Annotated in this window: 24 protein-coding genes and 5 pseudogenes; 7 read left to right on the top strand and 22 right to left on the bottom strand. The window is 66.0% G+C overall.

Annotated elements, in window-relative coordinates; all coding sequences use genetic code 11:
- The 6 genes and pseudogenes from H4P12_RS18385 to H4P12_RS18360 all read right to left on the bottom strand — a co-directional run.
- Nucleotides 1-760: DUF2793 domain-containing protein (locus H4P12_RS18385; RefSeq protein ID WP_187795083.1), on the bottom strand; the 760-nt coding region annotated here is incomplete at its 3' end.
- A 20-nt stretch (nucleotides 761-780) separates the two neighbouring features.
- Nucleotides 781-4,744 (bottom strand): annotated as a pseudogene (locus H4P12_RS18380) (baseplate multidomain protein megatron).
- Between the two features lie 12 nt (nucleotides 4,745-4,756).
- Complete coding sequence (locus tag H4P12_RS18375) at nucleotides 4,757-5,203, bottom strand: NlpC/P60 family protein (protein ID WP_187795082.1); 447 nt, start codon at nucleotides 5,201-5,203, stop codon at nucleotides 4,757-4,759.
- Nucleotides 5,200-6,083, bottom strand: a pseudogene (locus H4P12_RS18370) (DUF2163 domain-containing protein). Before H4P12_RS18370 ends, H4P12_RS18375 begins: the two are co-directional and overlap by 4 nt.
- Nucleotides 6,080-6,706 (bottom strand): DUF2460 domain-containing protein, encoded by a 627-nt coding sequence (locus tag H4P12_RS18365; RefSeq protein WP_187795081.1) that lies wholly within the window; start codon nucleotides 6,704-6,706, stop codon nucleotides 6,080-6,082. Before H4P12_RS18365 ends, H4P12_RS18370 begins: the two are co-directional and overlap by 4 nt.
- Nucleotides 6,707-6,734: 28 nt before the next feature.
- Entirely contained in the window at nucleotides 6,735-8,915 is a 2,181-nt protein-coding gene (locus H4P12_RS18360) for a phage tail tape measure C-terminal domain-containing protein (protein WP_187795080.1), read from the bottom strand.
- A 69-nt stretch (nucleotides 8,916-8,984) separates the two neighbouring features.
- On the opposite strand from H4P12_RS18360, the gene H4P12_RS18355 reads away from it, so the two are divergent.
- Complete coding sequence (locus H4P12_RS18355; RefSeq protein ID WP_187795079.1) at nucleotides 8,985-9,197, top strand: AbrB/MazE/SpoVT family DNA-binding domain-containing protein; 213 nt, start codon at nucleotides 8,985-8,987, stop codon at nucleotides 9,195-9,197.
- On the top strand, nucleotides 9,198-9,578 hold the full coding sequence (locus H4P12_RS18350; RefSeq protein ID WP_187795078.1) for a type II toxin-antitoxin system VapC family toxin: 381 nt from the start codon (nucleotides 9,198-9,200) through the stop codon (nucleotides 9,576-9,578).
- On the opposite strand, the gene H4P12_RS18345 is transcribed toward H4P12_RS18350, so the two are convergent.
- The 3 genes from H4P12_RS18345 to H4P12_RS18335 are packed head-to-tail and all read right to left on the bottom strand — an operon-like array spanning nucleotide 9,568 to nucleotide 11,185.
- On the bottom strand, nucleotides 9,568-9,741 hold the full coding sequence (locus tag H4P12_RS18345) for a DUF7697 family protein (RefSeq protein WP_246449388.1): 174 nt from the start codon (nucleotides 9,739-9,741) through the stop codon (nucleotides 9,568-9,570). The genes H4P12_RS18350 and H4P12_RS18345 overlap by 11 nt on opposite strands.
- Before the next feature lie 56 nt (nucleotides 9,742-9,797).
- Nucleotides 9,798-10,247, bottom strand: coding sequence for a hypothetical protein (locus H4P12_RS18340; RefSeq protein ID WP_187795077.1), 450 nt, complete (start codon nucleotides 10,245-10,247; stop codon nucleotides 9,798-9,800).
- Nucleotides 10,247-11,185, bottom strand: coding sequence for a phage tail tube protein (locus tag H4P12_RS18335; protein ID WP_187795076.1), 939 nt, complete (start codon nucleotides 11,183-11,185; stop codon nucleotides 10,247-10,249). The genes H4P12_RS18340 and H4P12_RS18335 overlap by 1 nt, the downstream gene beginning before the upstream one ends.
- A gap of 92 nt (nucleotides 11,186-11,277) precedes the next feature.
- Here H4P12_RS18335 and H4P12_RS18330 point away from each other — a divergent pair, with 92 nt between their 5' ends.
- Nucleotides 11,278-11,754: a thermonuclease family protein gene (locus H4P12_RS18330; protein ID WP_187795075.1), complete on the top strand. Its 477-nt coding sequence runs from the start codon at nucleotides 11,278-11,280 to the stop codon at nucleotides 11,752-11,754.
- A gap of 7 nt (nucleotides 11,755-11,761) precedes the next feature.
- On the opposite strand, the gene H4P12_RS18325 is transcribed toward H4P12_RS18330, so the two are convergent.
- Nucleotides 11,762-12,181: an acyl-CoA transferase gene (locus tag H4P12_RS18325; protein ID WP_187795074.1), complete on the bottom strand. Its 420-nt coding sequence runs from the start codon at nucleotides 12,179-12,181 to the stop codon at nucleotides 11,762-11,764.
- A 330-nt stretch (nucleotides 12,182-12,511) separates the two neighbouring features.
- Here H4P12_RS18325 and H4P12_RS18320 point away from each other — a divergent pair, with 330 nt between their 5' ends.
- Both H4P12_RS18320 and H4P12_RS18315 read left to right on the top strand, forming a co-directional pair.
- Nucleotides 12,512-13,909 (top strand): phage minor head protein, encoded by a 1,398-nt coding sequence (locus H4P12_RS18320; RefSeq protein ID WP_187795073.1) that lies wholly within the window; start codon nucleotides 12,512-12,514, stop codon nucleotides 13,907-13,909.
- Between the two features lie 2 nt (nucleotides 13,910-13,911).
- On the top strand, nucleotides 13,912-14,241 hold the full coding sequence (locus tag H4P12_RS18315) for a hypothetical protein (protein WP_187795072.1): 330 nt from the start codon (nucleotides 13,912-13,914) through the stop codon (nucleotides 14,239-14,241).
- Here the strand turns inward: H4P12_RS18315 and H4P12_RS18310 are convergent.
- The 10 genes and pseudogenes from H4P12_RS18310 to H4P12_RS18275 all read right to left on the bottom strand — a co-directional run bounded on the left by H4P12_RS18310 (nucleotide 14,238) and on the right by H4P12_RS18275 (nucleotide 22,408).
- Nucleotides 14,238-14,873 carry a DUF6441 family protein gene (locus H4P12_RS18310; RefSeq protein WP_187795071.1) on the bottom strand — a complete coding sequence of 212 codons (636 nt, stop codon included), beginning with the start codon at nucleotides 14,871-14,873 and terminating at the stop codon, nucleotides 14,238-14,240. The genes H4P12_RS18315 and H4P12_RS18310 overlap by 4 nt on opposite strands.
- A complete protein-coding gene (locus H4P12_RS18305) occupies nucleotides 14,870-15,184 on the bottom strand; it encodes a head-tail joining protein (RefSeq protein ID WP_187795070.1) in 315 nt (104 codons plus the stop codon). The genes H4P12_RS18310 and H4P12_RS18305 overlap by 4 nt, the downstream gene beginning before the upstream one ends.
- Nucleotides 15,185-15,190: 6 nt before the next feature.
- Complete coding sequence (locus H4P12_RS18300) at nucleotides 15,191-16,213, bottom strand: major capsid protein (protein ID WP_187795069.1); 1,023 nt, start codon at nucleotides 16,211-16,213, stop codon at nucleotides 15,191-15,193.
- Nucleotides 16,214-16,313: 100 nt separating this feature from the next.
- Nucleotides 16,314-16,694, bottom strand: a complete 381-nt coding sequence (locus H4P12_RS18295) for a head decoration protein (protein WP_187795068.1) — start codon at nucleotides 16,692-16,694, stop codon at nucleotides 16,314-16,316.
- Nucleotides 16,695-16,718: 24 nt separating this feature from the next.
- Nucleotides 16,719-17,147, bottom strand: coding sequence for a hypothetical protein (locus H4P12_RS18960; protein ID WP_246449385.1), 429 nt, complete (start codon nucleotides 17,145-17,147; stop codon nucleotides 16,719-16,721).
- A 2-nt stretch (nucleotides 17,148-17,149) separates the two neighbouring features.
- Nucleotides 17,150-18,130 (bottom strand): S49 family peptidase, encoded by a 981-nt coding sequence (locus H4P12_RS18290; RefSeq protein ID WP_246449384.1) that lies wholly within the window; start codon nucleotides 18,128-18,130, stop codon nucleotides 17,150-17,152.
- Nucleotides 18,130-19,629 carry a phage portal protein gene (locus tag H4P12_RS18285; RefSeq protein ID WP_187795067.1) on the bottom strand — a complete coding sequence of 500 codons (1,500 nt, stop codon included), beginning with the start codon at nucleotides 19,627-19,629 and terminating at the stop codon, nucleotides 18,130-18,132. Before H4P12_RS18285 ends, H4P12_RS18290 begins: the two co-directional genes overlap by 1 nt.
- A 3-nt stretch (nucleotides 19,630-19,632) precedes the next feature.
- A pseudogene (locus H4P12_RS18955) lies at nucleotides 19,633-19,791 on the bottom strand (phage head-tail joining protein); the annotation flags it as partial.
- 57 nt (nucleotides 19,792-19,848) lie between these two features.
- A pseudogene (locus H4P12_RS18280) lies at nucleotides 19,849-21,867 on the bottom strand (phage terminase large subunit family protein).
- The gene (locus H4P12_RS18275) at nucleotides 21,815-22,408 is read right to left on the bottom strand and encodes a hypothetical protein (protein ID WP_187795066.1); all 594 of its coding nucleotides are present in this window, start codon (nucleotides 22,406-22,408) and stop codon (nucleotides 21,815-21,817) included. The pseudogene H4P12_RS18280 and the gene H4P12_RS18275 overlap by 53 nt, the downstream one beginning before the upstream one ends.
- Nucleotides 22,409-22,533: 125 nt before the next feature.
- Between H4P12_RS18275 and H4P12_RS18270 the strand changes: the two genes are divergently transcribed.
- Both H4P12_RS18270 and H4P12_RS18265 read left to right on the top strand, forming a co-directional pair.
- A complete protein-coding gene (locus tag H4P12_RS18270; RefSeq protein WP_187795065.1) occupies nucleotides 22,534-22,761 on the top strand; it encodes a hypothetical protein in 228 nt (75 codons plus the stop codon).
- A gap of 95 nt (nucleotides 22,762-22,856) precedes the next feature.
- The gene (locus H4P12_RS18265) at nucleotides 22,857-23,387 is read left to right on the top strand and encodes a DUF3489 domain-containing protein (protein WP_187795064.1); all 531 of its coding nucleotides are present in this window, start codon (nucleotides 22,857-22,859) and stop codon (nucleotides 23,385-23,387) included.
- An 11-nt stretch (nucleotides 23,388-23,398) separates the two neighbouring features.
- Here the strand turns inward: H4P12_RS18265 and H4P12_RS18620 are convergent, their stop codons facing one another.
- Together H4P12_RS18620 and H4P12_RS18950 are read right to left on the bottom strand one after the other, a co-directional pair.
- The gene (locus H4P12_RS18620) at nucleotides 23,399-23,797 is read right to left on the bottom strand and encodes a hypothetical protein (RefSeq protein ID WP_223115894.1); all 399 of its coding nucleotides are present in this window, start codon (nucleotides 23,795-23,797) and stop codon (nucleotides 23,399-23,401) included.
- A 184-nt stretch (nucleotides 23,798-23,981) separates the two neighbouring features.
- Nucleotides 23,982-24,323 (bottom strand): annotated as a pseudogene (locus H4P12_RS18950) (DNA cytosine methyltransferase); the annotation flags it as partial.
- Between the last annotated feature and the right edge of the window lie 143 nt (nucleotides 24,324-24,466).

Genomic DNA, 24,466 nt, shown 5'->3' with positions numbered 1-24,466 from the left:
AGCCCTGGTCATTATATTCGGCCACATTGATGCCAATCGTCGTCCAGCTGTCGGTGGCGACATAGTTGTCGTAATTCGTATAGGCCGTGAAGCGTGGCAGGCTCGGTTGATCCACGATGCCGGTGGCCGGATCGACGCCCAGCGCATCGCGGAAGCTGGTCCCGTCGGGAGATACCGCAATGCGCAGCTGGCCCGATCCGAACAGGCCGATCAGGGCCCGGGTGGAAAACCCGGTCTGCAGGATCAGCCCGGCATCGTCGGTATCCGTTTCGCGGTTCAGGGTCTGGGTCAGGTCGCCGCTGCCGCCGTCGGCTGCATAAAGCGCCGTCCAGAGCGCACTGTTCAGCTTTGCCGAAAAGGGTGCCCCGGTGCCTGCCGCCATGCCGATGCCGAGCCGGGTCAGGTCGTCGAAGGCGGTCGGGATGGCCGGCTGCCACTCCGCACCGTTCCGGACCAGCAGCAGTTCCTCATCCTCAACCCATGCCCGCCAGCCGTCGCGCGGCGGCAGGCGCAGCCATGCGCCATCGGTCCAGAGGGCGACGTTCCAATCCCAGCCCGCCCAGCCGCCCGTCGCGCCAGAGGCGACGATGTAGCGGTCGCCGTCAGACGGAGAGGCTGGGGGTGCGATCTCGCTGCGGCTCTTGACCGAAAGCTGAACCAGCCCGTCGAGCAGGCGCAGCGCCTCGTTATGGGTGACGTGTTTTTGCGCTTGCGCGGCCATCAAATATGGCAGCAGCAGGTTGGCGGTGCTGTCAGACATGTGCCTGTCGTTCCTTGGGATCAGAGATAAAGCGTGATCGTTCGGGTAGTGCCGCGCCCGATTCGGGTCGAGAGCTGGCAGATGCGGATCGTCAGGCCGTCACCCGGCGTCAGCGGCGCACCCCAATCGGCTGTCTGCTGGGCAGCGGTGTAGGTGACAGAGGGCACATTGCTGGTCAGGATCCGCTTCACGGCCGCGCCATCGATGATCCGGACCTCATAACTTTCCTGCTCTTCGCCCAACGGCACCTCGATCCCCTGCCAGCTGTCGGCGGCGAGGTCGCGGGAGCGGCGCGTCCAGCGGATCGTCAGATCGCCCGGCACATGCGGGCGGCGCCATGGCTGGACGACATGGACCGGCGAGAATGGCCGGCAGTCCTTCGCCCTCGGGCGTGAAGGCGAAGGCGGCGAATGTTTCGCTGCTGACAGGATGCCGGGCGGGGCCGATGCGCCAGTTGAAGGGAATGCCGAGATCGGCTTCCGGGATCGGCAGCGGGGTCAGCGCCTCGTTCAGCAGCACCGCCCGTGCTCCGACCGGGGTCGGATGACCCATGGCGTGCTCGGTGCCGCGCTGGCCGCGCAGGAGCCGGGTCAGGCGGTATCGTGCGGGCGCGATCAGCTCGGCATGGCCAGCCTTAAGGATCTCCCAGCGGCTCGGCGCCGTTTCCACAGCCAGCGCATTGGAGCCGCCAAAGAGGGCCAGATCGCTGATCCTGTCCAGCTGGCCGCTCATCAGATCGAGGATCAGCACATTGCCGAGATCGAAGCGCGACGTAGGACCGGGCCAGAGATCGGCGGCGAGACGCCCCAAATTGGCGCGGCGCCGCACCATGGTGACCAGTTCGAAACCGTCTTCGCCGGGACTGCGATAAGCCGCCAGCGCGCCGGGCTATGGTTTTGCGGTGGCGGCGATCAGCGGTTGATGCGCCGGGGTATCATCTCGCAACTGCGGCAGTTCGAGCACGATCACCTCCGGCGCGCCAAACGTCACGGCGCGTGGCAGGGTGGCGGGGCGCTCGGCGCCGGGTGGCAAATCATAGGCTTCCCGGTCCTGTCGCACCGCTTCGATGCCGCGTGCTTCTGCATCGGCCACGGCGGTCAGGCGGAACTGCTGCAGGCGCCCGTCATGGTCCAGTGCGATGACATCGGTCGGGTCCAGCGCTAGCCGCGAGGGCGGCAATCGAAACATCGCGCTTTCGCGTCCCGCTCAAGCCTCCTGCAGGGCGCGGCGGCAGCGGCGTTCCGCCTCTTCCGGCGGCACCGCCATCGAAAAACTCTCGGAGGCGATGCGGTTGGTATCGACGGTGATGCGCGCCGCCTCGACCAGAGCGGCATCATAATCCTCATCGGCCCTGGCCACCTGCCACTTCAGCGCCTGCGGCAGTTCGGTTTCCTGCGCCCGGGTCAGCTCAATGGCTTGGCCGTCGCGCGCTGCCACCAGATCGTCATGCGCGATGGTTGCGACCGGCGCCCGCCCGCGCATGACAAAGCGGATCACGCCCTCGCTCTCGATCGCGTCAAACCCGAAATGCCGCGCCAGCGTGGTGATCGAGGCGCGCGGGCTTTCCAGCGCGGTGATCGCATAGCCCTCTGCCGCGCCCCAGAGACCCGAGACATCGATGCGGGCTTCGGGCAGTCCGGCGCGTCGGCAGAGATGACGGACGAGAGCGGCAAGCGAGACCGCACCCAGCCGTCCGGTCAGCCAGTGCCCCAGCCGCCAGTTGGCGCCATCGGTCCAGACCTCGCTCAGGGCCGGAATGAACGGGTAGGGCCGGGCGTCCCATGTCCAGGCGGCATATTCACCGACTTCGACCATGCGGCCGGCATATTCCGTCGAGACCGGGTTGTTCGCCGGTTTGCCCCAGAAGAGGTAGGTCGCTTCCAGATAGGCGCGCTGGATGGCGTCATCCCTCCAGCCGCGCGAGAAGTATGGCACGAAGCTCTCTGAGGATTTGGGGTCATAGAAGACATTGGGCTGGTTGGTGCCGCGGTCGATCGCCGGGCAGCCGAGTTCGGTGAAGCGGATCGGTTTGGACTGCGGCAACCATGCGGTCGGTGTCGCGGATTCCATGCCGCCCGGCCGGTCGAAATGCCGGTTCGACCACCATGAGCGCAGATCTTTCGGCCGAAAGACCCACGGCTTGTCATGGGCCCCATCGCTGATCGGGGTGCGGATCGGCGCTGCCTGGTCGGCCTCCGTGGCATAGAACCAGTCGAACCCCTCACCGCCTGCAAGGTTCGATTGCAGATAGGCGCGGTCGTGGATCGCGGCCCATCCGTCCCGGGCGTCTAGATGGTCGAACCCGTCGCGCCAGTCCGAGAGCGGCAGGTAGTTGTCGATGCCGATGAAATCGATGGCGGCGTCGGCCCAGAGCGGATCGAGATGGAAGAACACATCCCCGCTGCCATTGCCCGGCTGGTGTCCGAAATATTCCGACCAATCGGCGGCATAGCTGATCTTCGTGTCAGCTCCGAGAATCTCACGCACATCTGCGGCCAGCGCGCGGAGGGCCGCGACGGTCGGATAGCTGTTCCCGCTTGCCCGGATCGTGGTCAGTCCGCGCATCTCGGAGCCGATGAGGAAGGCGTCCACGCCGCCCGCCACTGCGCAGAGATGGGCGTAGTGCAGCACCATCCGTCGCAGCCCGTGATCGCTGGGATCGCCCGCCCAACGCACCTCGTCGCCGGAGACCGTAAAGTCGCCCGCGTTTGCACTGCCAAAGAAGGCCGCAACCTGATCTGCCGCAGCCGCCGTCTTGTCGACACTCCCGGCCTGACCGGCAGAGGGCGAGCAGGTGATGCGACCGCGCCAGGGAAAAGCGGGCTGGCCGGTTCCAGCGGCATTGTCCGCATAGGGATCCGGCAGCGCATTGCCCGGCAGCACATCCATCAGCAGGAACGGATAGAAGGTGACGCGCAGACCGCGCGCCTTCATCTCGCGGATCGCCTGTATCACCGCGAAATCCGCAGGCGTGCCGCCATAGACCGGGCGATCCTGAGCGTCGCGGCTGACCAGATGTGCCTGCTCGCGGGCAATACCGCTGACCGACCAGAGGCGCGGTGTGCTTGCCTTCTGGGCCACCTCGACGCCGGGTCGGATCGTGCAGGATCCGCAGCGCAGGTCATTGCTGGACCAGCTGACGACCAGGCTGACGCTTTCCATCTTGGGCGCCATGGCCTGCAGCCGGTCCAGCGCCACGATCATGTCGGGGCTGGCCGGAGTGGCGTTCAGGTTCTCGGCCGCGGCGGTGCCGCTGCCGCCCTTGCGCACCGGCTCAGTGGCATACGTGAACTCGCCAGAGGCCGGGATCAGGGTGACGGCGCGGGTCAGGCCCTCGGCCGTGTCGGGATCGGCCAGCGGCCTGAACACTTCGAAGGAAAGCTGCGGCAGACGATTGCCATAGTCATTCAGCGGCAGGTCTTCGAAGACGACATAGGCGGTGCCGCGATTGGCCGGCGTGGCCTCCGCGCCCATGGTCGCGGCGATGAACGGGTCAGGCTCTTGGATCTCGCTACCGGGATACCAGCGCCAGGTGATCCCCGAGGTGTCGAGGGGCTTGCCATCCGCCCAGATGCGGCCGATGCCGGTGATCTCGCCCTCGGCCAGTGCCACGGCGAAGGAGGCATAGTAGAGATATTCGGTGGTCTCGACCTTCGGTCCGCCGCCTTTGCTGCCGCCCTGGCGGCTGGTCCGGGTCTCCTCGCGGAAATCCGTGGCCCAGACGATATTGCCGCCCATGCGCATGCGGCCGAAGACGCGCGGAATCACTGCGCCCTCGGTCGAGGCGGTGATGCGCAGATTGTCGAGCCGCGCGCCTTCGATGCGCTGGGCCGGGGCGAGGGACGAGACGATCCAGCTGTCGACGGCCGCGCCGATGGTCGAGCCGATCATGCCGCCGATGGTCGCGCCGGAAAAACCAAGGATCGCGCCCCCGAAGCCGCCGCCAATCGTGGCGCCGACCGAGGCCAGAACAAGAGTTGCCATGGTGAAAGAGTCTCAGACGCTAGGGAAGAGAAAGACGAAGGCGATGCGGCGGTGCCAGGCAGGTGTCAGGGGCTCTTCAATGACGCCCAGCCGCTCATAGGCGTGGATGAAGCGGTCCGGCGCGGTCAGAATGCCGACATGCTTGGCGATGGCGCCGGGGCGCATACGGAAGAGGACAAGGGCGCCCGGCCGGGCGTCCGCAAAGGGCAGTTCGATCATCATCCGCCGCGCGCCCTCAGCCAGAATCTCGCGGGAACCCGTCTCGCCCCAGTCGCGGCTGTACGGCGGCATAGGGAAGGGCTCATCGCCGACCACATCGCGCCACACCCCGCGCGCAAGCCCGAGGCAGTCGCATCCGACGCCCTTCAGGCTGGCCTGATCGTGATAGGGTGTGCCAAGCCAGCCGCGCGCGGTGGCGATGACACGGTGGGAATCTGCGGCGGCTTGCTCCCGGGTCACAGCACGCCTCCATCATGACCACCATCCTGGCTGGCATAGCGCAGGATGGTGTCCTGTCCGGGGATGTGCGGAAAGCCTCGGAAGTTCGCCACGTTCCCGAACTTCTGGGCGCAGGTGGCGATGCGCTTGTCGCAGCCGGCGCGGATGGTGAACCTATCGCCAGAAGTGATCGGCCGGATCGGCGCTTCCAGCAGCGTGAAGACGGCAACGCCATCGCTGCGATCATGGGCCAGCACCTCCGCGCGGCGTCCGGCATTGGGCCCGGTGGTCCATGTGAGCGTGCCGAAGCGGAACCAGCCGGGCGCGAAACCGCCGAGCCCGGAGGCGGTAAAGGCGCGGTCGCGCAACCCGTCGATCACGGTGCCGCTGCCCTGATAGGTCGGATCGTCCAGATCGACACCGCAGCGGGCATCGCCCAGCGCGGCGTCGCATGTCGCCTGAAAGGTCCGCCCGACCGTCTGGCCGAGGATATGCGACATCGAGCGGATCTCGGCCACGAAGGCATGTCGCCCGCGCCGGATCTGGCCGATGGCGCCACGCCGCATCAGCACGCGCTGCGCCGGGTTGGCCCAGTTCACGCGCCAGAGCGCGACCTCCGCATTGTCCCAGCGCCCGTCCAGATATCCGCCTCGGTGATCCGGTCCGAGCGCAGCGCGCCCGCCGCGTCCTGTGCATCGACCGAGAGATCGGCACCTGACCTGATCTCGCTGGCGGTGAGGCCGCTTTCCGGCTCGAACTCGGTGCCGTCGAACATCAGCACCTGATCGTGATCGGTGAAACCGAAAGCCACGCCATCGGCGCGGGTGATGCGCCAGCACCAGGCCAGTGTCGTGGTGCCGCTGTCGAGATGGGCCTGCAGGGTAGGGGAAATCTGCTTCATCGCCGGATCTCCAGCAGGGGAATGGAGGTGATGGAACCGAGGCGTTCGATGTCCAGCGTCACGTCCAGTACGTCGCTGTCAAAGCGGACCGGGACGTCGAATTCGAATCCGGCGGTGACGGTGATGCCGGCGGAAGGCGCGATCTCGAAGCTGACGAGGCCGGTGTTATGGTCGACCGACCAGCCATTGGCTTGCGAGACGCCATTCAGGGCAATCTGGATCGCGCCCGCGACCGGCTTGGTGATAATGCGCGCCCAGCTTTGTCCGCCCGAGGCATAGCGTTTGATCAGTTGGAAGGAGGTCGTGACGCCATCGCCGGTGCCGATCTGCTGATCGGTCGGCGATGGGACCTGCGACGGCAGGCCGGACCGATGATCGGCCCAGTCTTTGAACCGAAAGCCGTAAAGCCGCCCGTTTCGCGCCTCGAAGAAGGCCACGACCGCCGCCAGATCGTCGGCGCGGCGGATGCCATAGCTGACATCATAGCGCCGCCGGCTATTCGCCCAGCTGGCATTGCGCTCCTCGTCGCCGGAGGTCAGTTCGACAATCTGCGTGCGCCGCTCCGGCCCGCCACGGGCGCCGCGGCTGATATTGTCCGGAAACCGGACCTCGTGAAATGCCATCCTGCGCGTTCCTTACGTAAGGGTTTTGTCAAAGGCCGCGTCGACCGAGCGATACGGCGCGGGCGATATCGGCAGCGATCTGGGTGCGGGATTGCCGGAAACTCTCGGCGTCGCGGGCATTGATGTTGACGGTGACGCCGTTGCCGTAATCCTGCGCCTCGCGTCGCGACAGCACCCGCTCACCGCGCTGGAGGATCGCCGGCACCTCGTCATGGCGCAGCCCAACCGTGCCGCCGCTATGCATGCGCGGTGCCTGGGCAAAGGCGAGGGCGGACACCATGCGCGAGGGCGAACCCGCGCCAACCATCCCGCCCGTATGCATGATGCTGGCAAAGATCCCGCCAGCCCCGCCCAGCGCACCGGAGAGTGCGTTGGCGATGGGCCCGAGCAGAAACCGCCGTGCGGCGAGCTTTGACAGATCGGCCAGCAGCGAAGTGACCAGATCGCGGAAATCGACCTTGCCAGTCTTCACGAATTCGCCGACCGCATTCTCCGCGCTTTGAAACGCACCCACCAGCGCCTGACCGATATCGGCACCGATCTCCTTCGCCTTCTTCGCATAGTCTGACAGCGGCTCGGTGACGGCCTTCCAGCCGGTCGCCGTTGCCTCGGTCGCGGGCTTTGCCGCTTCCGCGGCTGCCTTGCCCGCGGCACCGGCCTCCTTCGCAGCCGCGCCTGCGCCGGTGGCGGCGGTCTCGACCCCGTCCAGCGCATCCTCGTAACGTCCGGCGGCTTCCGTCGCGACGTCCAAAGCTTCACTGCCGACGTCCTCGCCGCCCGACATCGCCGCGCGCAGCGCCTCCATCGCCGGGCCGACACCATCGAAGGCGGAGGCCCGGCTGTTGCTTGCCCGGTCGCGATAGCGGCCCGCCATATGCGCCGAATTGCTGGCCGAATGTTCCAGCATGGACGCCCGGCCCAGCGCCCCGAAGACATCGATGCGGGTGTCCGAGCCGATCTCTTCGGCCACCTTGTTGAAGGTCGGCGCGATCATGCCCAGAAAGTCCGCCCATTTGCCCGCAAGAAAGGTCATCAGTCGGGTCCAGATCGCCTCGATCTCCGATTGCATGGCCCGGAAATCATCGGCGAAGGACAGGGCCGTGACCTTGATGCCCTCCCAGACCGCCTTGGCCACATCGCTCATCAGCGCCATGGCATTCCCGAAACCGCCCGCGCCTTTGACCAGCCGGGTGAACTGATAGACCAGCTCGCCCGCCCCGACGATCAGGGCGCCGATGCCAGTGCGAATGAGGGCGCCGCGCAAAACGACCAGCGCCGTGGCGAGGCCTCGGACCGAGATTGCCGCCGCCGCCAGCCCCGCGACCCAACGCCCGGCCATGAAGCCCGCGAAACTGGCCGCATAGGTTGAGAGGCGGCCGATCTGTTCAAACAGACCGCTGATCGCCATCTCGAGCGGCCCGGTGCGGCTGGCCAGCGCCGCCATGGCATCGGCGACGGCTTCCAATGCCGGGGCTACGGCAACGGCCAGCTGGTTCGACAGCCCACGCCAGACAAGGCCAAGCCGCGAGATCGCGTCATTCGTCCGTTCGATCCGGTCGGCATCCTGTTCGGACACCACGACGCCGAAGGCCCGCACATCCTCGGTGGCCTGGTGCAATGTGGCGGTGTCGATGCGGGCCATGGCGATCGAACCCTCCTCGCCGAAAAGCTGACCCGCGACGGCGGCACGCTGCGCGACTGGCACGAAGGCTTCGATGGCGGCATTGATCGCCCCGACGCGCTGGTCGAGCGGCAGTGCCAGCAACTCGCCCGCCGTCAGCCCCAGCCGCGCCAGCGCATCGGCTGCGGGACCACCGCCCTCTGCCGCCTGACTGAGCCGGCGCGTCAGATCTTTGGTCGCCTGTTCGATCCCGGACATCGAGACGCCCGCCAGTTCCCCGGCGCGTTCCCGCGTCTGGATTGAAGCAACCGTGGTGCCGAGTGACTGGGCGAGCTTCGCCTCCGCGTCCACGGTTTGCAGCCCGGAGCGCACCATCGCGATCCCGGCGGCGGTGGCGGCGGCGACCGCAGCGGCAGCCGCGACTCCGACCTTGCGTGTAAACCCGGCCATGCGGGCATTCGCAGCCTCCATCTCGCGCGAGAGCCGCCCGAAGCCGCGCGATCCGGCCTCACCGACACCTTCCAGCTCGGCGCGCACCTGCCGCCCGCCTACTGCCGCGAGGCGGACGGTGACCCGTTTCTCTGCCATGTAGGGATTCCTTGATCTTCTTCGATGCGTGTCTTACATTCTTCGCATCGATCAATGATGGGTATGACAATGACCGAGACCGCGACCCTGTCCACGAAATTCCAGATCTCGATCCCCAAGGCGATCCGCGCCGCCCAGCACTGGGAGGCCGGGCTGACCTTTGCCTTCATCCCGAAAGGGACGGGCGTGCTGCTGGTGCCGGTGCCTAAACGTGACGCGTTGCGCGGGCTGGCGAAGGGCGCCAATGCCGAGGGCTATCGCGACCGCAAGGACCGTCACTGAATGACCCTTGTCGATACCTCTGCCTGGATCGAATGGCTGATCGCGTCGCCGACCGGCGATAAGCTGGCCGATCATCTGCCAGAACAGGCCGACTGGCTGGTGCCGACCATGGTGCAGCTGGAGCTGACGAAATGGCTGACCCGTGAGATCGGCGAAGACAAGGCCGATCAGGTCATTGCCTTCACCCAGATCTGTCAGGTCGTGCCGCTCGATACCGAAACCGCGCTGGCGGCTGCCGAGGCCTGCCGAACCCATAAATTGGCAACTGCCGACGCCATCATCTTTGCCACGGCACAGGCCAATGGCGCGCAACTCCTGACCTGCGACGCGCATTTTGACGGTCTGCCGGGCGTCACGCTGGTTCCCAAGGTCAAAAGCTGATCGCCCCAGAGCCGTTCGCGGTGATCTGTTCGTTCATCTTCCGGACCATCACCGCCTCGATGATGGACAGCAGTCCTGCGGCAGCCAGGGCGGGGATGCCCAGCGCTGCCGCCAGTCCCAGCGCCGCGTTCAGATCCCAGCCGATCACGGCGCCGGGCAGCACCCTGAGCTGTCCACCAAGGCGCCCGACCAGATCCCAGACCTGCCAGCCCTCGTAGGTCAGCGGTTGGCTTTGCCGCGTCGGGCAGTCTTCGCAGCTTTGGGTGCAGGCCGCGCAGTAACTGTCGCCCCCGCCGAAGTACCACTCGGCAAGGGCGCGGAGACGTTTTTTTCCTGCTCCAGCGGCAGGCCCTTCGAGACATAGACCAGTTGAAACGCCTCGAAGATCGGCCAGATGTCCAGAAGCGCGTCGATGGCCTCGGGTCCGGGGTCGATGACATTGCCATCGGCATCGCCGACGCCCTCCCAGGCCAGCACCGCACGGCGGGCCAGCGCCTTGGCGAAGATGAGCGCCCGCTCTTCATCGGAAGACCCATCCTGCACCGCCTCGACCTCCGGATCGCTGCGGGTGGCGACCATCAGCGCCGTGGTCAGCGGGCGCAGCTGCACCCGGACGTCGGGCGCCAGCTCGTGCCCGCGCGGTTCGTTGGTCAGGTCCAAAGTCAGCATCAGTATTCCTCGCGGTCGTTGATCAGGGTGGCGGTGCACATGCGCCCCAGGGCGCCGTCGCGCGCGGCCTGCCAGTCGAATGTGGCCTGCACGCCTTGCGGCCCGGAAATCTCGATCCGGGGGCGGGGCGGGTAAACGGCATGGACGGTGAAGGTGAAACTTTCGCCCGAGGGCAGGGCATAGGAAAATTCTAGCGCGCAGGGATCGCCATCAAGGGCCTGTGTCACCAGCGTGCTGTCGGCGAAGCGCACTTCGATGGACCCGGTCAGGGCAGCAATGGACGGATCGGCGCCATCGATGCGGCCATCGGCGCGGATGGTCTCGATCCGGTCGAGATTGTTGGTATAGGTGATCTGCGCTGAAATCACATTGCCCACCGCCGCGCCATTGCGGGTGATCGACCCGTTGAAATGACCGAAGCGCTTCAGATCGATGGGCGCGGGCGTGCCGGCATTGCTGACCGTGCCAACCGTCTCGCCTTGGGCGATCAGCCGTGCGGTCGCGGTCAGGAGCCCGGATCGCTGCATCTGCCAGCTGAGCTGGTCCAGCACGCAGCCGGAATAGATCGCAAAGCGCGGCAGCTCGGGCATGCCGGTTTCGATGGAAAGGCTGGGCAGTGTCCAGCCACCCGAGCGGAACTCATGTGTCCAGGGCCCGGTGCCGGTGCTGATTGGGCCTCCGAACGCCGCCTTGAGCCAGAAGCCGAAGGCCTCGGCATCGATCGGCACGACGATATCGCCGTCGGCTGTCACCGCATCCTTGATCGGCGCCAGCGGATCGCGGTCATAGCCCAAGAGTTCGGAGTTCAGCAGCGGCTGTTCCGCCCCGAGCGAGGTGCTGGCAAACGGCATTTTGGTGAAGCCGCCCACAGGCGGCGTGCCATAGACGGTCTCGAACGCCAGCGCCATCTGCGCCCGTGCCCCCTGGGCTCGTGCCATGAAATATCCTTTCGATCAGAGTGGGGTTGAGGCGGTTTGCGGGGGCCGGTTGCCGACCCGGGCGCCGTCCCGCAGACTGCGCTGGTGTTGGGATGCTGGTCGTTAGGGGTGAAATGGTGGATTTTGGATTGCGGCAAGCCGCAGCTTGCTTTTTTGGAACGCGCGCCGCTCTCGCGCTTGTCGCCAGCGTGGTTCTGTCGGCCTGTGTGCCGACGGAGGTCTCGGCACCAGCACCTGCGCCATCGTCACGGTTCGATTTTGGCGGGCAGGTGACCCGGGTGATCGATGGCGATACCTTCTGGGTCAGCGGCCAACGCAACCGCATCCGGGTCGGGGGGCTGGACGCGCCTGAAATTGGCCGGGCAGGTGGATCGGCCGCGACCGCGCAGCTCGCAAACCTGATCTCAGGGCGCTCCGTCCAGTGCCGCTTGCGCGATGTGGACCGCTATGGCCGGATCGTCGGGCAATGCTGGCTGCCGGACGGTCGCGACATTGCGGCGGCGATGATCGCCAGTGGCACTGCGCGCGAATATTGCCGCTTCTCGGGCAATTATTACGGCACCTGCTGAGGGCCAGTCAGGCCAGCGGGTCCGCTGTCGTGTAGTGCAGGATCACCGGGATCACCGCCGCCTTGAGGCTGGCCGCGCCCTCGACTGGCAGATCGACCGGGCGCGGCGCCTCTGCCTCGGCCCAGTCGCAGAGACCGCCCAGCGTTCGGTCGGCTGCGATGGCCGTTCCGATGCTGGCACAGAGGGCGTCGAAGCCGGCGTCACGGTCGGCGCCCTGAACGACCGCCTCGATCTCGGCGCGGTGCTGATAGTGATAGGCGACCGGCGACAGCGTCACCTCGGGCTCGCCCGGGGCGCCGTCGCGCAAGATCAGTATGCCGTCGGGTGGCACGCGTTCGGGAAGGACGTCGCCGCGCAGGGCGGTGGCGGGCAGGGCCGAAAGCCGCGCGTGCAGGGTGGCGAGGATAGTTTCGCGGAGGGTGGGCATGTCATGGGCACTTCAGATTTTGTTGGCGTATTGCCCCGTGGAAAGCAACGCGCGGAAAGGTAAATACTCGTTAACCAATTGCGCCTACAACCGATCCCGCAGATCGGCGGGGAGGTTTCATTGCAGCACAGATTTACGGGACTTCCTTCGGCATGGCGGGCATGGTCAGTACGTGGTCAGCCAGCACAAAAATTCGATACGCGCAGCCATTTCCATCAAGTCGATATTTCCCGGCTACGCGGGTCTTCGGAGCGCTTTTTCTGATCGTCTGGATCAGGTTATCGCCGACAACACGCGGACGCTTCTGAATGCCCTGACGCCGCCCCCTGGGTGACGGAGGCAGACCTGCGCGATGTGTCGGACGCGAAGGAGGCTGTCCTGCAGCAATGGGATGCCCGTCTGACGGCCATCTTTGAAGAGTATCAGTCCCACCCGCAGCGTCTCCGCCCATTGCGAATGGCCATGGAAGAGCGTCTGCTCAGGGCCTTCGCGGGGCTGATCAATCAGCTTCGGCAGCAAGACCTTGGGATAGAGCGTTACATCTGGCGTTCCCGAGATGACGCGCAGGTTCGCGACAGTCACTCAAAGTATGACGATCAGGTCTTCAGCTGGGACGAACCTCCTGCAGGCGGGCATCCGGGACAGGCACATAACTGCCGGTGTTTCGCCGAGCCTGTTGCGTCGCCGTTGCCAAACGACGTTGTCCTTGCCCAGTATGCGCCAGCGGCAGAAATTCCGGTGGAGGCCTTCTTTCGAGGCCTTGTCGGACGTGCGGTCGCGCTTACCCCTCAGGGAGCCGCTGCTTTGGCGGCGTTTTTGGCGGCGTGGGAGGCTGGCAATGCCTTGAGGGAACTCACCGAACTCGCAACAGAACGTCGCCTGAACCGCGCTGCCGATATCCTCGGCGTCGATCTTGGATCGGCCGAAGGGCTCCTGGCTGCTATTGCGCACGAACTGGTGCAGGAAACGGTCAGTACCGGCTTCGGATCCAGCCTGCCCAAGACCGTCGAGGCCGCGCAGATCGCCGGTCAGGCGGCGGCGCTTTTCGAAATGGCGAATCCCGGAACTATTCAGCAGGTCGCGGAAGGAGACCGCGCTGCTCAACGCGCGCTTGGCGCATTCGTACAGCGCGCCTACGATGCTTTCAGCGAGGGTCGGCTCCGGCTTCAGGACGGCACGATAGCCGATGGCTGGGTCGAGGTATTCCCTGAACTGACCGAGGGCGAGCGGCGGCTGGGCGAACTTCCCGGCTTCACGCCCGAGCGCATCGAGCAGTGGCTGGAGACCTACCCGGTCGAGGTCCTCGGCCTGCCAAACCACACCGGATCGCCGAATGCCGAAGACCCGACCGGAAATATAATCTCAACACCGATCCCAGAGCTTGCTGGTCCCAGCATTCTCGAAGCGCGCCCAGCCAACATCACTACACCAGATGGCAACATCGTCCGGGGTCACGGCCCAAAAGGTGACGGGGCCGAGTATATCACAGGCAAAGGGCACACTGCCGAGCAGATCGATGGGATCATCGCGAACCCTAACCCTGATTTGAGCGGGGTAATTCGCGGATTTGGTCCCTTCAAAGGGCAGGAGATGACTCTGCTTACTGGCCGCGACGGGCATTGGGTGATATTGAACCCAGACGGCGAAGTCGTCGCGGTCAGTAACAGAAATGTGCCTTTGCGCGCACCGGACAACGATCTGCAAGAAATTATTCGACCGCTGGAGTAGCCATGGAAGATAAGATGCAAGCCTTCATGCAAGAACTTCTCCACGGAAAGAAGTATGTCCGATTGTCGTTGGATCAGCTTCGTGCCTTCAACAGCTATCTTGCAAATGCCGGATTCAGCATATCCCGTATGGAGGCAATAAAGACGGCTGGCGCAAGAACCGGGCGACGCCTTGACTATGACATTCTAGTCCTGCCCGAGCATGAGGAGGGCTGGTCAATTTTTGCCGATCCTGATCGGTCGAGGGCCCAGGTCGTGGATATTGTCGACCAAGCTGTGCGTGAGGGTGGAACTTTCGAGTTCTTGGTTTGGGCCGAGAAACCGTCGGGTTAGAGAATTGTTCGCCCCTCCACCCAGTTCCCCACGATCCTCCCCGGCACAGCATCCGTCGTCCGCTCTGCATCCTGCGCCAGATCGAGCCGCTTTGGCAGCCTGACCTGCGGCACCAGCAGGAAGATCGGGAGGGTGGCCCGCCCGCGCCCGGTTTTGGAGCGCGATGCCACAGCGCGCCCCTTGGTGTTCAGCCGCCCCTCGGCCACCAGCAGACTGGACCCGTGCCTGCGATAGACGAAGCGCAGCCGCAATCCGGTCCGCCTCTCCCATTCGCCCGGGTTGATGCGGCCACCACGCAGGGATTTGCCGGCGGCTTCCGTCGGGATGGCCAGCCAGAATCCGTCGCGGGATCGGATCAGCGGCCCGGCGTTATGGGCGCCGATGATCACCGGCGCCTTCGACCACACGAGCGCGGTGGCATTCAAGCTCTCGCCCGCTTTCGGATAGGTCGCGTTGCGGATCGAATTCGCCAGCCGCCGCCCCAGCCCCGCCCCGGTGATCTGGTCGCGCCATGCGGTTTTCAGGTCCACGCCCGCCTCGCGCATGGCGCCGGTCACGGCCTTTTCGCCCGCGTTGATTTCGGCCTGCATCATGGCAACGAGATCGGGGTCGACGTCGAGTCGCAGCTTCACGCAGGCACCAGGTCCACGGTCCAGACCAGCCGGTCGCGGTCGCGCATGGGCTCGCCCTGCATGGCGAAGCTTTCCGCGCCGATGACGATCAGATCGCCCTGCCGGGGATCGCCCAGGTCGCTGATCCGGATATCGGCGGTCAGGGTGTCCGACAGAATGCGCGCCGATCCGAACTCGGTGATCCGGTCCGGGGCGCGGCGGATGAGGCGGATCTGGCGTTCCTCCGAAGTCCCGGCGGCAATCCAGACGGCGGAGGTGCCCATGTCGGGATGACCGAAGATGAGGTCCATGGACGCGCTGAAGGCGTTCATGGCCGGTCAGTTCGAACTGTGCAGCCGGATGGCCAGACGCGGACGCTTGTTGACCGGCAGGATCGAGGCTTCGGTCATCAGGTCGATCCAGCGGCCCTTGGGGTCGAGATGCTGGCGGGCATAGAGCGGCAACCCGATGGTATTGGCCGTTTCCAGAAGATTCGCCGGACCGCCATAGGTCGTAAACGTGTCCATGGTGCCGGTCGGAAAGGCGATGCCTTCATTCGCAGGGACCAGCCGTTCCAACGCCTTGGTCGAGAGCGTGACGGCGCCTGCATATTCCTCGAAGAGGATGGCCGCGAAGGGGAAGTTGCGGCGGACATCCTGCCTGAGCGGCTGTGCACCGGTCGCGGCATAGAACTTCCAGGCCTCTTCGGTGTTGGGGTGCGAGATCAGCTTGTCGAAGAATTCGCGGCTGACCAGGGCATGGACGCCCGACATGCTCTCGCCCAGCAGATTGTCCTCGATGGCGCGCAGCACCTCGCGGACCTTGCCCTGAACATTGGTCCCGGCCGTGCCGAGCACGAAATCCACAGAGATCTGCGCGATGCCGAATTCGGTGAAGTAATTGTAGAGCGTCGTGCCGGGCTCATCCTTCACAATGTCGCGGAGCGCGTTCATCTCCATGTATTCGCGAGTCTGGGCATGCTTGCGGCGCATCAGGGTCAGCTTGCGGGTCATCACCGCGACCAATGGATCGGATTCATCGCCTGCGCCGATTGCGGGCACACCCTGAATATCGGCAGGCAGGATCACGTCGTCATGCGGGATCCACGGGAGCGCGAAACTGCGCATGGCGCGGCCCTCTCGCGCGCCGACGGTGGCAGGACCGCCCAGCGGCACCGAGGGCAGCAGGTTCAGCACGCCTTCGATCTGCTCGATGATGACGCTGCGCTGGGAGACGCCCTCGAAGCGGAAGAGGCCCAACTCGCCCAAGCGGGTATAGAGGTTCGGCAGGATGTTGATGGCCTGCGTCATCTCGGCCAGCGAATAGCCGCCGGCATCGAAGGGATTGCGGATGATGGTCATGGGGAAGCCTTGTCAGGGAGGAGGAAGAAGGATGCGATGCCGCCGTGAAGGTGCGAGACCGCCGGGCGGGTCCGTGACCCCCGGGCGGGTCCGTGACCTGTCAGGCGCTGTCGCGAAAGACGATGCCGAGCGCGGTCAGTTCCGCATGCTTCAGCGCGATCTTGGTGGCATCATCGCCGCTGCCATCGTAGAAGAGGGCGTCGCGGGACAGGATCGCCGGACCGCGTGCCAGAAGGATGCCGGTGGCTTCAGACAGACGCGTATCGACCGGATAGAGCAGGATGCCAGCGGCGGTTTCGGCGCCATCGCTGCCGCCATGGCTGGCGAAGGTGTAGTGACCGCTGGTGGTGATTCGACCGAGCACGGCACCGGCCGGGTATTCCCTCCCTTCGGCCAGGGTCACGGTCTCGCGGGCATAGTTCGGGTTCAGCTCATATTTGAGCGCATCGCCCATGCTAGGCGGCTGGGTCAGGACGGGCATCGGTATCTCCAAGGTGTCAGCCGATCAGCGGCTGGCGCTATCGGCGGATTTGCAGGCAGCAGTTACCAGCGGGCTCGGCTTGTTGGTGGGCGCGGGTACGCTGGCCAGAATGCCGCTGGCATCGCTTCTGGCCGCGAGGCTGTCGAGGATCTGGCCGCGCAGCGCCTCGGGCTTCACCCCGCGCCGAAGGGCATCGGCCGCGTCCAGGGTAACGCCCAGCTTTGCCGCCTGGGCGCAGATCGAGGCCACTTCGGCGGCCTCGGCGCGGATGGTGTCGGCGGTGGCATCGACCGGGGTGGCAGTCGCTGCGGCGCCGGGCGCGGGCGGTATTGCCGCCGGTTGCCGCGCCGTCGGTGTGGCAGATAGCGTCGGCGAGGCACCTGCACCCGATGCTGTGGATTGCGGGTCTTGCTGGTCCGGCGTCTGGGCATCTTCATCCGTCTGATCGCTCATGATCATCTCCTGTTGGGATTGGGGTGGTGAAAGGGTCGGGGATTGCGCCCGCAGCCCCACTGGCAGGACTGGGCGGCTGAGACTGTCGCAAAGGCGCGGAAAGCGGTCCGGGGATCGGCGACAGCATCGGCAAGCCCGGCTTCGACAGCCGCCGCGCCCCGGAAGATCGCGGCTTCGGTGGCGAGTGCCGCGTCCCCGGTCATTCTCGCACCGCGACCGGCAGCGACGGTTTCGGCGAAGAGGGTCCCCAGATCCTCCAGTTCCGCCTGCAACCCGGCGCGGATGTCCTCGAGCAGGGCGGCATAAGGATTGCCGTCGGCCTTCTTGGCCCCGGCATGGATCAGCGTCACCGCCACGCCTTTCTGGGCCAGCATGCCGGACATGTCGGTATGCATGGTGATGACACCGATGCTGCCCGCCGCCCCAGTGCGAGGCAGGGTGATGCGATCCGCCTGGGACGCCTGTGCGTAACCGGCCGAAAGCGCATGTTCGGCCAGAAATGTCTGAACCGGCTTTTTGGCCCGCGCCGTGCGAATGCGGTCGGCGAGATCGAAGGCTCCGGCCACTTCGCCACCAAAGCTGTCGATTTCCAGCGCAATGCCGCGAATGGCATTGTCAGAAACCGCCGCGTCTTTCTGGGCAGCCAAGCCTTCATAGGAGGTGAGCCCGGAGCTCTGCCCGATCCAGGCGCCGCGATGGACCAGCGTGCCGGCAATGGCAATCACCGCCACGCCGTCGATGACCGGAAAGGGCGCATCGGTATCATCGCCGTCATGGCGCTGGGCGAGATCGCCACCGATCAACGAGGCGCGAGCTGTCTGACGTGCGGTCACCAATTCCGGCTCAGTGACGGCGGCCCCGTCAAAGCTGATCTCCTGCCCGGTGATGCGGGGTCCGAGGCCGGAGAGAAAACCCAGCGCCTTGGCAGGGGCGATCATCAGCGGGGTGTCGAAGGCGCGCTGGGCGAACTGGGCGTGATGCATCACCGGTCCTCCCGAGGTTTAGTGTCGTCATTGCCGGTCTCATCGGCGTCCGCTTCGTCGTGGTCATCATTGGTCGCAGCATCGCCATCCGCCTTACCCTTGGGCCCCTGCGCAGGTGAGCCCGGGCGGCGGAAGTCGAGGCCCAGCGCGGCCTCGCGTTTCCGCTCGGCCGCGATGTCGCGGTCGACCTGTTCGGCGTCATAGCCGCGTTCGGAAATAGCCTGACTGCGGGATTTGAGCCCGGCCTCGATCTGCAGGATCTCGGCCGAGGCGTCCTTCATCGGATCGACCCAGTCCCAGCGCGTCGGCAGCCAGCTGACGGATTGGAACGCCCGCCGGTCGCGGTCATAGCCGGGTAGGTCCATAGCGCCCGACAGCACCGCCAGATCCATCCAGCGCTGCCAGACCGGGCGGCAGAGCTGATGCACGATGACGCTGTGCTGGATCGCCGAGAGCCGGCGCCGGAAATCCAGGAGCGCCACCCTTGTGTTCGAGAAATTGCCGCGTGCAGCGTCCCCGGTCAGGTAGGGGTAGGGAATGCCCAGCGCCGCCGCGATCTGCAGCAAGGTGCGGTATTGAAACGGCTCATAGGTGGAGCCTGAGTCCGGCGTGGCGGGGGTCGAGACATCCTCGCCCGGGTCCAGTCGGACCACCTGGCCGGGTTCGACCTCCAGATCCTCCTCGGCCGGTTCCCGCGGCGTTTCCGAGGCAGGCGAGGTGATGAACATCTCGAACATCGCCGCCGTCTTCTTCCGCTCCAGTTCGGCATCGTCATAGAGATCCAGCGTGAAGAGTTTCACAATCGCCGGGGCGAAACGCGACACGCCGCGCAACTGACCGGCTTCGACCGGGTCCAGCACACGGACGATCTCGGCGGCGGGCACACGCACCGTCTCGCCCGCCAGCCCCGGATCGGTCATGTCGCCCGGGTGGCGGCGCAGGAGGTGATAGGCCACGCGGCGCCCGATCCCGTCGAATTCGATGCCCTGACGGATGGTGCCGCCGCCGGGCAATTCGCGGTTCAGATCCATCGGCAGCATTTCCGAGGGCAGCATCTGAAGCTGCAGCGGCACCGAGAGCCCGTCTTCTGGCCGTCGCGGGCGTAGGCGCAAAAACACCTCGCCCGCCAGAAACAGCTCGCGGGCGGCGCGGCGCTGGAGGCCATAAAAATCCGTCAACCCCTCGGCATCGGCCTCGTCCGTCCAGCCGAGCCACAGCTTTTGCAGCTCTTCCTTCTGGGCCGCATCGGCGATGGAAGACGATGGCTTGATGCCGTCACCAACGACATTGCTGGCAAACGCCTCGACCGCGCCCGCGGCATAGCCGTTGTTGCGCGCCAGCCAGCGGGCACGGGCCGTGATGGTCTCGCCCGCGCCCGCGATCAGCGTGTTCACATGGGCGCGGCTGGCGCGGAAGTCACGCAGGCGTCGATGCGATTGCGCCGCATCGAACCCGCCGATGATGGCGCCGAGGCGTTGGCGGATGCCGTCGAATGCCATGTCTCAGAGCCCCTTCGTGGCCACGGTGCCCCAGCGCCGACGCCGGGTCGCGCAGGATGCCCGCGCGATCCGGGCTTCCAGATCGGCGATGGCAGCCGCCAGTTCCGCATCCGATCCATAGGTCAGGGTCTTGCCGTCATAACTGACAGAGTGCGGCCCGCTGAACCTTGCCTCCTACAGGGCGCTCAGCAGCGTCCGCATCCGGTCGATTTCCATCTCTCACCTCATGAAACGCGGTGTGTAGGTTTGCCGCTTGCGGCGTGGCGTGGTCGGCGGAGCGCCTGCCTGGCGCGCAGGCGGGTCGGTCGCGGGTTCAGCGGCATCGGTGTCAGCCGCGTCGGTACGGGTGGCGACCCCAGCCTGCTCCTCCAGCTGCCGCCACATGCGCTCGTCCCAGCGATCCGCGCCCATGATCCAGGCGGCGGCGCGGGCATAGACGCGGGTGTCCAGCGCCTCGTTGCGCTCGCGCAGCTTCTGCCATTCCTGACGGGCGTAGCCGCGCTTGTTCCTGACCGTGACCAGCTGCTCCGCCACCAGCTGCTTCAGCCATTCGCTGTCGGCCCAGTTCGGCAGATGGATCATCCCCGGCGGCTCGGGCTGGTCCGCTTCCGGCCGTTCCAGCCGCAGGAAGCGATAGGTCTCGATCTTGAAGGTGGCCGTCGCCACCGACCAGAGCCGGGCACCCCGGCGCAACCGCTTGCCGCCGACGGTCGCATCGACGAAGGTCGGGCCTGACACCGGCGTTGCCCGGTTGAAGCCCTCAAGCCCCTTGACCGGCACGACCTGCTCGAAGCCCTGCGCGCGAGCCCAGGCATAGACCGCCGCCGCCTCGTAGCCGGTATCGATCGCCAGTTTGGCAATCGGCATCACCGCGCCGTTTGCATGCTACCATGTCCTGCCGAGCAGTTTGGTCAGCTCTGCCCATGCCACCGGGCTGTCTGGCCCGCCCGGGATGACGATGTGATCGACGAGCCAGCTCTGCAGCCCGCGTCCCCAGGCCCAGATGTCGACCTCGATCCGGTCCTTCTGAATGTCAGTTCCCGCTGTCAGGAACAGCCCGCCCTCGGGGATCTGGGCACCAAAAACTTCGCGGCGATCTGCCAGCCGCTGCCATTCCGGCGCCTCACCGCGCTCGACCCATGTCTCGCCCAGAAGCGTGTTGCGCGCGGCGCGCAGCATCTCGTCATTGCCCTGTGCGGCCAGCCATTCCCGGGCGATCTGTTCCCAGCTCTTCCAGCCGATGGGCGAATAAAGGGCGGACAAGTGATAGCCGACATGATGTGGATCGGCGGCAGTTGCGGTGGCGCGCCATTCGCCCGCCTCCAGCATGGAGGTCTTGTGGTGTTCGGCGATCAGTTGATCGCAGGCATTGCAGGCATAGGCGGCGGTCTCGGGGCGACCCTTCTCCCAGCGCAGTCGCTCGAACTCCAGCCATTGCATCGCGCCGCAATGCGGGCAGGGCACGAAATAGCGGCGCTGATCCGAGGCTTCGAATTCCTGTTCGATCCGGCTGAGGCCCCGGATCGTCGGGGTCGAGATCAGGAACACTTTCCGGCGATGCGCGAAGGTGGTGCCGCGCGCCTCGGCCAAGGTTACCGGATCGCCCTCTTCATCGGCCGAGGGCGGGTAAGCGTCGATCTCGTCCAGAAACAGGTAGCGCGCCGGCATGGAGCGCAGGCCCGTGGCCGAGTTCGCGCCGGTCAGCACCAGAATGCCGCCCGGGAATTCCTTGAACAGCATCGAATTCCCGGCATCGCGCGACCGCGCCGGGTTGACCCGTTCCCGCAGGGCGGGGCTGTCAGAAATGAGCGGATCGAGCCGCCCGCGCGAGGCGCGCTTGGCCATCTCGACCGTCGGCAGAACCGCGAGCATCGGGCCCGGCGCGTGGTGGATGACAAAGCCGATCCAGTTGTTGCCCGCTTCCGTTGCGCCGACCTGCGCAGCCTTCATGAAGCTGATCCGCTGCGCCGGATGACCGGGCGAGAGTGCATCCATGATCTCACGCAGATAGGGTGTCCGCGCCGTGCGATACCGTCCCGGTTCGGCTGCCGCGCGCGAGCTGAGCCAGCGATGCCTGTCTGCCCATTCCGAGACGGTCAGGTTCGGATCGGGCCGGATGCCGCGCGACCAGGCGCGCAGGATGTCCTCGGCGCCGTCGAAGCTCAGGTCGGGGGAATCTTCCTCATCATTCAAGAGAAACCTTGAGGTCGGCGAGGGCGGCAAGCTGGTCTCGGACATGGGTTTCCAGCACCCTCTGCAGCACCCCGGTGCTGATCGTGACGGGCTCGCCGCTCGCTTTCTCGGTCTCGGCCGAGAGTTCCGCCGCCATGATCGCGGCGACGCGGGCGGGCCAGGTCACCCGGGCATCGCGCTCCTGCCGCGCCAGCCGGAAGACCAGCGTCTCGGCCCGGGGCCGGTCGACCAGCACGCCCTTCTTCTTCTGGATGGCGATCTGGCGTTCCTGCGCCTGATAGACCGTCAGCGCCGTCCGGGCCTTCAGATAGGAGGAGTTGTCGCCCGGGCCGCTGACCGACGGGGCGGCGAGGCTGTCGGCCGGGCGGGTCGGCCTGTCCGGAACCGCTGCCTGCCGCGCGGTGCCGCCCTTCGACCGGTTCTGCTGATCGGGATCGGTGGTCGCCGCGCGCCGGGCGTCCGACGCCGCTGCGTCGATGGAACCGTCTGCGAACAGGACCAGCCGGCCGCTCTTGCGCGCCTTCTGGATCGCCCCGCGCGACAATCCGGCATGGGCCGCATAGGCCCGTTCGCTCATGCCCTGCATGGAAAACCCGTCTGAAGATGATGGCGATGTGCATCAGAATGCACTGTTATTGCTCCGAATTCTCTACACTTCAGGGCGCGTCAGAGCGATGCTGCATCAACGAAACGCTGCACCCGGAGACCGAAATGACCCGCAAACCCGCCCAGACCAATGACGTCGCCCTTGTCGCCTTCATGGCCAAGAAGGCGGAAATCGACGCGATGCTCGCCCGGTTGCAGGCGCTCAGCGAAAACCATTTCGGCACCGACCTCGAGCGGCTGAACTGGGCCGATGTCGGCAGCCTCGAATATCAGGCGAGCCTGCTGAAGCAGATCAGCGACTTCACTTTCGGCGAGGGCGAACACGTCGCCTGACAGCCCAGTCCGGGCCGACCGTCACGCCCCGCGCAGCGGGGCACTTCTCCGTAGAAGCCGACCGCAGCCTGCGGCGGCGACGAGCGGAGCCAACGATGCTGAAACTCACCGATACCCAAACCCTCATCCTGATCCGCGCCAGCGCCCGGCCGGGCAATCTCGCCCTGCCGCTACCCGAAGGACTGCACGGTGCGGCGGCGAAGATGGCCATCGGCCGGATGATCAAGCTCGGCTGGATCGAGGAGGTCGAGGCCAATATCCGGTGCGGCGAGCCGCTCTGGCGCGATACTGGCGACGGGCACGGCACCACGCTGATCGCCACCGAAGCAGGGCTTGCGGCCATCGGGATCGACCCGGTCGTGGTGAAAACCATGGCGGGTCTGCGGGACGCCAAGCCCGAGGCCATCGCTGCCGTCCAGCGGCCCGGCACCAAACAGGCGCAGCTGATCGCCATGCTGCAGGCGCCAGATGGCGCGACCATTGCAGAGATCGCCGAGGCGACGGGTTGGCAACCCCACAGCATCAGGGGCGCGATTTCCGGCTCGCTGAAAAAGAAGCTGGGGCTGACCGTGACCTCTGAAAAGGTCGAGGGACGTGGCCGAACCTACAGGCTCGATCAGGGGTGAGGCGCCGCGCCTCAGCCGACCATCTCATCCATCCTCCAGCAACTGATACGCCAGAGTTCGGAGCGCATGCGCCGCAACCACGGGGACCACGCCATTGCCACAGAGGCGGAGCCGGTCCACCCGGTGGGCCAACCCATCAGTGCCTCGACGAATAGCGGGTTCAGCGTCCGGCGCTGATCGCAGGTATAGCTGCCAGCCATCGGCGTCGTGAGGACCTGGCGGCCAAGGAGGCCGTTCACCGGCGTATTGGCAAGGCTCGTCGCTCCGTCCTTGTGATCCCGCGCCGTCGGCGTCATCCCCATTTGACTGGCATGGGTCAGGTCGGCCGATTTGCGATTGCCCGCGCTCGGTTTGTTGCCATCTGTTGCCAGCGGCGTTGGCCATTGCACAGCCCTGGTTGCGAGGTTCATCCCGTGCTTGCCCGCCGCCTGTGATGGCGTCGGCCTGGTCTGCCGGTTCTTGTTGGCGCTGGCTCGGGGTGTCGGCCAGAGGCGCAGCATCTCGGTCCGGTTGCCGCCGCTCGAGCGGGTGCCAGAGCAGGCGCGCGGGGTCGGCCAACTCGTCGCCTTCGCGGATGGCGAGGATGAAAAGCCGCTCGCGCTTGTGGGGCGCGCCGACTTCCGCCGCCGTAAACAGTCCTGCCGCAAGCCTGTAGCCCATGCCGACCAGTCCTCGGGCGACTTCGGGGAAGCCGAGGCGGAGATGATGTGCGACATTCTCGAGGAAGACGAAGGGCGGTTCGACCTCGCCGATGATCCGGGCGACATGCGGCCAGAGGTGGCGCGGGTCGTCGGCACCCCGGCGCTTGCCCGCCACGCTGAACGGCTGGCACGGATAGCCCGCAGAGACGATATCCACCGCACCGCGCCAAGGCTTGCCGTCGAATGTGGCGATGTCGTCCCAGACAAGAGCCTGATCCAGGGCCGCGTCTTCCATCCGCGCCACGAGAGTGGCCGCAGCATATGTTTCCCGCTCGACATGGCCCATGTGTGGATGCCTCCCGGTATGCAAGGAATTTTTGAACCTATGAGCCTGTGATCGAGTACGGTCATGTGTCAGGCCTCGATATGCGGCCTTTC

It is taken from the genome of Paracoccus amoyensis, from assembly GCF_014490725.1.
In the GTDB taxonomy this organism is placed as follows: Bacteria; Pseudomonadota; Alphaproteobacteria; order Rhodobacterales; family Rhodobacteraceae; genus Paracoccus; species Paracoccus amoyensis.
Note: the sequence above shows the minus strand (reverse complement) of the source record. Positions and strands in the feature narration are given on the sequence as shown.